Source organism: Streptomyces caeni (assembly GCF_042678285.1).
Lineage (GTDB): Bacteria > Actinomycetota > Actinomycetes > Streptomycetales > Streptomycetaceae > Streptomyces > Streptomyces caeni.
Genome location: NZ_JBHUDX010000162.1, coordinates 1 through 3,295 on the forward strand (window position 1 = coordinate 1; position 3,295 = coordinate 3,295).

At 64.5% G+C, this 3,295-nt stretch carries 4 protein-coding genes; 3 read left to right on the forward strand and 1 reads right to left on the reverse strand.

Annotation, left to right across the window (positions count from 1 at the left end; all coding sequences use genetic code 11):
• From ACFSL4_RS37390 to ACFSL4_RS37400, 3 genes are all read left to right on the forward strand, one after another.
• Window positions 1-506 (forward strand): hypothetical protein (locus tag ACFSL4_RS37390; protein WP_381092578.1); only part of this gene is annotated, 506 nt, incomplete at its 5' end.
• Window positions 507-1,251: 745 nt separating this feature from the next.
• Complete coding sequence (locus tag ACFSL4_RS37395) at window positions 1,252-1,470, forward strand: hypothetical protein (RefSeq protein WP_381092579.1); 219 nt, start codon at window positions 1,252-1,254, stop codon at window positions 1,468-1,470.
• 67 nt (window positions 1,471-1,537) lie between these two features.
• The gene (locus tag ACFSL4_RS37400) at window positions 1,538-2,554 is read left to right on the forward strand and encodes a helix-turn-helix transcriptional regulator (RefSeq protein ID WP_381092580.1); all 1,017 of its coding nucleotides are present in this window, start codon (window positions 1,538-1,540) and stop codon (window positions 2,552-2,554) included.
• 143 nt (window positions 2,555-2,697) lie between these two features.
• Here ACFSL4_RS37400 and ACFSL4_RS37405 read toward each other — a convergent pair.
• The coding region (locus ACFSL4_RS37405; RefSeq protein ID WP_381092581.1) for a helicase associated domain-containing protein at window positions 2,698-3,295 on the reverse strand (598 nt) is incomplete at its 5' end.

Sequence of the window (3,295 nt, forward strand, 5' to 3'; positions counted from 1 at the left end):
CAGTGAAGGCCGGCCAGCTGATCCTGCAGACCCCGCGTTTCCATGTGCTCGTTGCCCAGTCCCGGCGCCAGCTCCCGCAGGGACAGGAGCACGATCTGCCCCGCCTCGACGAGGTGAGAAACAGGGCCGACCGCTTCGGCATCCCGTTGACCTCTCTTCGCATGGTCGTCACGGACCGCCACGTCGGATACGGCGGCCCCGGAGACGACATCTCCCACGACGCCCAACTCGACGGCATCAGCGACGCGCTGGGACAGGCCGAGGGAGTCATCGAAGCCGATGCCCGCATCCCTTCCGGCGAGACGCTCCAGTGTCTGTTCGGCACCGGAATCGCCAGTGCCCGCGGCGCACGTACCCAGGTACCGCTGGACGCCCTCCTCGGTACAACGACGCGCCTGCTCTCCGATCTCTCAAGTGATGAAGCTGAGAAGATCACCCAGCTTCTCGGTGCCCAAGGTCCACCCCCCGAGCAGCCATGGAGTCAGCCCAGCTTCGACGACGTATAGGACATGCGCGGGGCCGCCAGCAGCGCTGTTGGCGCTGACAGAACTCGGTGAGGGCAGGCAACGGCACCGAAGCTCTTCCAAGAACAGGCACCTGATCCCCCTCCGTGACGACACTGGAGCCCCATCTTGAAGCACTCCGGAGCGGGCGCCGTGCGGGTGCCGAAGAGTGCTGCTGGTGCCGGGCAGGGGATCAGGTGAGAGTACGCCGGGCACGCCTACGCCGTGTCACTGGAGACTCCGCCATGCTCCAAGTAAAAGCAATGGGGTTCGCCGGTCAGATCACGGCGAACCCCATTGCTTGAGCGTCCTGCGCCAACAGCACGCTCACCTCGTATCGCGCGATGCACAGTCCGGGTCAGAGACTGAGGTGCCCGGCGACCAAGGCCACAGCCCTCGCGGGCTCGTGCCCAGCATGTCACCCATCATCGGGCGATGCCGCACCGAAGGTGCTGCCCTTGACCGCGTTGGCGGTACATCTTCTGAAGAATGACGCCTTGGCCTGCACGAACGTGCCTGAAGGACACGGTTTTTAAGTACAGACTCTCCATGCGCTGTGGACAGGTTTCTGAAAAAGAGCCCCGAATTGTTCAGAATCCGTTTACATCGGAATGGACATCGCCCTCGTGGGTCGGCCAGCATGAGGGCGCCAGATCAGCCTTGGCGCCAACCAGGGCCTGGCATCGAACTAGTCCGGGTCAACGAAGCGGAATTGACGCTTCCATTAAGAGACTGAGGTGCCCGCGCCATGACGTATGTCGTGACGTCCAGCAGCCTTCCGATCCCGATCGGTCCGCTGACGATTCTGCAGAGCCGAGAGATCACTGCCGCGATGGTATGGCTGGTGATCGTGATTCTTCTCGCGGTCATCGTGCTCGTGGTGGTTGGATGCGCTCCGCCGGCCGCTGTCGCGGCAGTGGCCGGCGGAGGCCTGATCGCAGGGAAGCTTCGCCAGGAACTCGCCTGATGCCCTCCGCGGGGGTCAGCGGCTGAGGCTGGCCCCCGCGGGCAGTTCAAGGTCCTCTGGAGAAGACGTGGGACGTCGCATCAACCAGCTACCCATTGGACAGGGAAATCCAAGGGTCCTCGAATTCGCCGCCGCGCTCCGCGTGCTCCGCGAGCGGGCAGGCAGCCCTACCCTCGCGCAGATGACTACGAGGTGCGGCGTCTCTGCGGCGTCGTTGTCCAAAGCCGCAGGGGGCTATGAGCTGCCGTCGTGGCGAGTGACGAAGGCCTACGTGGAGGCGTGCTCCGGCGATACCAGGCGGTGGCGCAAGGACTGGGAAGAGGCTCGCCGGGAGATCCGGCCCAGGGAATTCGTCAGTGACGACTCTGTGGAGTCGCTGCATCTGGGCCCTGAGGAGCGACGGAGGGCTTCTTGGCCCCGCACCTGGGAACGTTGGGACAGAACAGGGATCATCCTCCCTTCACATCGCGCCGAGACGTATCTGGACCTGAGACTCGCCCTGCAGTCCCTTCGCGCTTACCGCTCGCTGTCACTACGGCAGCTTGCCCAGCTGATGCCCTACTCACATTCGAGCGTGGCAGCAGTGCTGTCAGGAGCACGGCCGGTGTCCCCATACTTCCTGCGCAACTACTTGGAAGCCTGCGGTGTAACGTCCCCCACGGAACTGATCAGCTGGTTCGACCTCCTTTCTGTGGCCAGCCCTGAGCATCAAAACGATGCAGCTCGTGCTCGCTTGATGGCCATGGCCGTGAATGGTCGACACAGTGCAAGCTCCCGGACCTGGCGCTCTGGGGCGCTGCCAGTGAGTGCAGAGATTGTGCGACTCAGGAAGTTCTCCCTGCAGGTGAGATCGAAACATCTCAGGGAATGGCTTTCCGTGAGTCTCTCCAGCAGAGAGAAGCGGACCATGTTCCGGCGACTGGAGAAGCACTACGGAATGAACTCTGTTGACCTTTCACTGTTCGAGCGGGGGGAGTGGGAACTCACACTTGTGGAGGTCAATCGGCTGGTAGGCGAAGCCAAGCGGCTGGGTTACACCGATGTAGACCCTCTCGTCGAGTCCGTGTTCCGCAATCCGGCGTGACGGCGTGTGGTGCGACAAGCAGGCCAGGTTGGCCGGCGCCGTTCAGGCGGGCGTGACGCACGAACGGGAAGTATCCGGCAATGCCTCAAAACGATCCGAACGGACTGGCCTGGTACTGGAAGCGCGGGCGTAAGGGCTGCGCTCTACGGGTGGATGCCGGTGTGGGTGAGGAGTTGTTGTTGGCCGGGGTGGAGGGTGCTCCATTGACTGCGTTGGGCGTTGGCCCACCGTTGGAGTGTGTCCGGGACGGGTTCGTTCCCGCTGATCGTGGTGCGGTATTGCTGCCAGGTGCGGTGCCAGGTGTAGGGCCAGGGTGGGTTCCACCACGGGTCCAGGGCGGTGAGCGCCTCAATGGTGGTGGTGGAGAGGACGCCGGCGCGGGCTTTGCGGCGTTGCTGGCACAGCCATCTGCCGAGGGGGAAGCCGTCTTGTCGGGTGTGTTTGTCCGGGGTGAGGTGGCCGTGCTGGGCGGTGTAGGCGCGTGCGTGGTCGAGTCCGGGGCTGGTGGGGTAGGTGCGTGTGGCCCGGGCGGGTCGTTCGCCTGCGACGGCGTGGGGTGTGATGCCGAGGGCGGTCAGGAGGTCCTGCTGGCCGGGGTGGAGGTGCTGCCAGGACTCCTGCTGGACGCGGATCCAGCGGCAAAGTCTTCGGGGGAGGTTCGTGGCCGGTACGCCGCCGGTACCCGTGGCTGCTGTGCGGAGGCGGTGGTAGGCCTGCTGCCATGGCAGGGGCCAGGGCGGA